The organism is Bradyrhizobium sp. PRIMUS42, from assembly GCF_023006515.1.
Lineage (GTDB): Bacteria > Pseudomonadota > Alphaproteobacteria > Rhizobiales > Xanthobacteraceae > Bradyrhizobium.
This window is the reverse complement of sequence record NZ_JALBGZ010000694.1, coordinates 1-3273: the sequence shown is the minus strand read 5'-3', so window position 1 is coordinate 3273 and position 3273 is coordinate 1. Positions and strand designations below refer to the sequence as shown.

4 protein-coding genes are annotated in these 3273 nt (G+C 66.0%); 2 read left to right on the top strand and 2 right to left on the bottom strand.

What is annotated here, in order from left to right:
• Positions 1 to 271: 2-dehydro-3-deoxygalactonokinase (locus tag MOV75_RS32005; RefSeq protein WP_247007316.1), on the bottom strand; the 271-nt coding region annotated here is incomplete at its 3' end.
• A gap of 215 nt (positions 272 to 486) precedes the next feature.
• On the opposite strand from MOV75_RS32005, the gene MOV75_RS32000 reads away from it, so the two are divergent.
• Both MOV75_RS32000 and MOV75_RS31995 read left to right on the top strand, forming a co-directional pair.
• Entirely contained in the window at positions 487 to 1584 is a 1098-nt protein-coding gene (locus MOV75_RS32000) for an LLM class flavin-dependent oxidoreductase (RefSeq protein WP_247007314.1), read from the top strand.
• Positions 1585 to 1634: 50 nt separating this feature from the next.
• Positions 1635 to 2204 carry a flavin reductase family protein gene (locus tag MOV75_RS31995; RefSeq protein ID WP_246931431.1) on the top strand — a complete coding sequence of 190 codons (570 nt, stop codon included), beginning with the start codon at positions 1635 to 1637 and terminating at the stop codon, positions 2202 to 2204.
• A gap of 129 nt (positions 2205 to 2333) precedes the next feature.
• Here the strand turns inward: MOV75_RS31995 and MOV75_RS31990 are convergent.
• Positions 2334 to 3273, bottom strand: a 940-nt coding sequence (locus tag MOV75_RS31990) for a sigma-54-dependent Fis family transcriptional regulator (RefSeq protein WP_247007313.1), incomplete at its 5' end; no start/stop codon positions are given.

Sequence of the window (3273 nt, the reverse complement as noted above, 5' to 3'; positions counted from 1 at the left end):
CGGCTGCGAGCGGCGCCGGCGTATCGACATAGCCGGCTTCGACCCAGCCGGTCTTGGCGCCGGCCATGCCGCAGACGAGAACCGGCAGATGATCCGGCGCTTCGACCGCCGTAAGATGCGCTTGCAGCACGGCGGGAAAGCCGGTCTTCGCCGCCGCCAGCATACCCTCGTCGCTGCGGCGCTCGGCCAGCACCCCACCGGCACGATCGACCAGCCACAGGCGAAAACTGCTGGTGCCCCAGTCCACCGCGACATAAGCGGGTTCGGTCATCTCAACGCGTATCCTCGTCTCACGGCCAAGACGCTGTCTCGCGACAATGAGACGAGGTCTTGCAGATCCGCCCCGGGATATCGGCTATTGCCGCCGCAAACCAGCCTTTTCTCGCGGGGCCCGAGACGTTGCCGCGCTGGCACGCCGCTTGCTCATGGGTCCGCGCTTCACATCCGTCAACGCGCGACAAGACGCGTCAACATCAGAGGAAACCCATGGAGATCGGCTATTTCACGATGCCTTCGCATCCGCCGGAGTGCGGCCTGAAGGAAGGGAACGACTGGGACCTGCAGGTCATGCGCTGGCTCGACGAGCTCGGCTATCAGGAGGCCTGGGTCGGCGAGCACCACACCGCGCCCTGGGAACCCAACCCCACGCCGGACCTGTTGATCGCGCAAGCGCTGATGCAGACCAAGAAGCTTCGCATCGGGCCGGGCGGCTTCCTCCTGCCCTATCACCACCCCGCCGAACTCGCCAACCGCGTCGCGATGCTCGACCATCTCTCCGAGGGCCGGCTCAATTTCGGCGTCGCAGCGTCGGGCCTGCCGAGCGACTGGGCGATGTTCAACGTCGACGGCATGAGCGGACAGAACCGCGACATGACCCGCGAGGCGCTGGAGATCATTCTGAAACTCTGGACCGAGCCGGCGCCGTTCACCCACAAGGGCAAGTTCTGGACGGTGACCAAGCCGGACACGATGTTCGACTTCCTCAAGCCCCACATCAAGCCGCTGCAGGCGCCGCATCCGCCGATCGGCGTCGCTGGTCTCTCGAAGAACTCGGACACGCTGAAGCTCGCGGGCGAGCGCGGCTTCATCCCGATGAGCCTCAACCTCAACCCGGCCTATGTCTCCAGCCATTGGGACTCCGTCGAAATCGGCGCCGCCAAGACCGGGCGCAAGCCGAACCGCGCGGACTGGCGTCTGGTGCGCGAGGTGTTCGTCGCCGACACGGATGAAGAAGCCTGGAGGCTCTCGACCGGCGACATGATGGGCCGAATGATGAGCGAGTACTTCCTGCCGCTGCTCGGCCATTTCGGCTTCAAGGATTATCTGAAGCACGCGCCCGACGTGCCCGACAGCGACGTCACCGTCGAATATTGCGCCAAGCGGAACTGGATCGTCGGCTCGCCCGCGACCGTCGCCGAGAAGATCGAGAAGATCTACGACGAGGTCGGCGGCTTCGGCGTGCTGCTGGTGTTCGGCTTCGACTACAAGCACAAGGCCGAAGCCTGGCATCACTCGCTCTCGCTGCTGAAGAACGAGGTGATGCCGCGCGTTGCGCATCTCGGCTCCGCGAAGAAGGCGGCTTGACCCGATGCGGGTGCGGCGCGATCGTGCCGCACCCGCAGCGATTTTCGGAGATTTCCGTGGACGCCAAACCTCTCGACGCCAAGGATTTCAAGCAGGCGATGCGCCATTGCGCCGGCGCCGTCGCGCTGGTCACGGTCGGCGCAGAGCATGGCAAGCGCACCGGCCTGACGGTGACGTCGGCATGCTCGCTGTCGGACTCACCGCCCTCGCTCATCGTCTGCGTCAACCGCAACGCCAGCGCACATGGGCGCATCCGCGAGGAAGGCGCGTTCGCGATCAATTTCCTGCACGAGGATCACGCGCTGCTCGCGCTCACCTTCAGCGGCCAGAAGGGCGTCAACGGCGACGACCGTTTTGCTTTCGGGCAGTGGACGCGCGGCGCGACCGGTGCCCCGGTGCTGACGGATGCGGTCGCCGCATTCGATTGCGTTCTGGCGCAGGAGTTCGAGACCAGGACGCATTCGATCTTCGTCGGCGAGGTGCGCGGCGTGTCGCATGCGGATGGAGCGAGGCCGCTGGTCTACCTGCGCAGCAGCTTTCACACGCCACATGAAATGCGCGAGACGGTGACGGTCGGCGACCTCGATTCACGGCATCTGAGCTGGACGGATTTTTCGTAAGGGGCGCCGACATCGTAGGGTGGGCAAAGGCGCACTTGCGCCGTGCCCACCATCGACATCACAACAAAGGTGGTGGGCACGCGGTCGCGGCGGAGACCTCTCACCTATCTCGCCGCATGCTATTAGACGCTACTGCGCCGTGTCGATCTTCAGCACCTTGATCTTCCGATAAAGCGTCGCGCGGCTCAGCTTCAGCGCGCGTGCTGCCTCGGTCACGCGGCCGCCGTGCTTGCGCAGCGCCTCGACGATCGTGGCACGCTCGGCTGCTTCGAGGTCGGGCTCAACCCGCTCGCCAAACGGCGGCAGATCGAGATCCGCATCCGTAATGACGCCGTTCTCCGCGGTGCAGCCGGCGAGCCGCAGCACGTGGCGGAGCTGGCGCATGTTGCCGGGATACGGATAGGCCGCAAGCTGCGACCATGCTTGGTCCGAAAGCCTGCAGCTTGGTGCTTCCTCGCGCGCAATCTGACGGATGATATCGTCCCGGTCGGCGCGTTCGCGCAGGGCCGGCAGCCGCACCGCGAGGCCGCGCAGGCGAAAATAGAGATCGGCGCGGAAGGCGCCCTCCTCCGCCATGCGGCCGAGGTCCCGATGAGTGGCGCTGATCAGGCGGATGTCGACTGCGACTGGCTTGAGCGCACCGAGCGGCCAGACTTCGCGGTTTTCCAGCACGCGCAACAGGCGCGTCTGCAGCGCGATCGGCATGTCGCCGATCTCGTCGAGGAACAGCGTGCCGCCATCGGCCTGCACGATCAGGCCCTTCGAGCCGTCGCGCCGCGCGCCGGTAAAGGCGCCCGCCTCGTAGCCGAACAGTTCGGCGTCGATCAGGCTCTCGGGCATCGCGGCGCAATTCAGCGCGACATAGTTGTTGCGCGCCCGGTTGCTCGCCGCGTGAATGGCGCGCGCGAACACATCCTTGCCGACGCCGGTCTCGCCCTGAAGCAGCACCGGCAGATTGTGGTCGCCGATGCGCTTCAGCCGTTTCACGCTTCTGACCAGGCCGGGATCGCCGCCGGCAAGCCGGTGCAGCGCATCGAAGCGATCGACGGGCGGATCGCGGCGCCTGGTG

Coding starts and splice junctions, on each gene's coding strand:
- MOV75_RS32000 (WP_247007314.1), top strand. CDS start 487: ATGGAGATCGGCTATTTCACGATGCCTTCGCATCCGCCGGAGTGCGGC.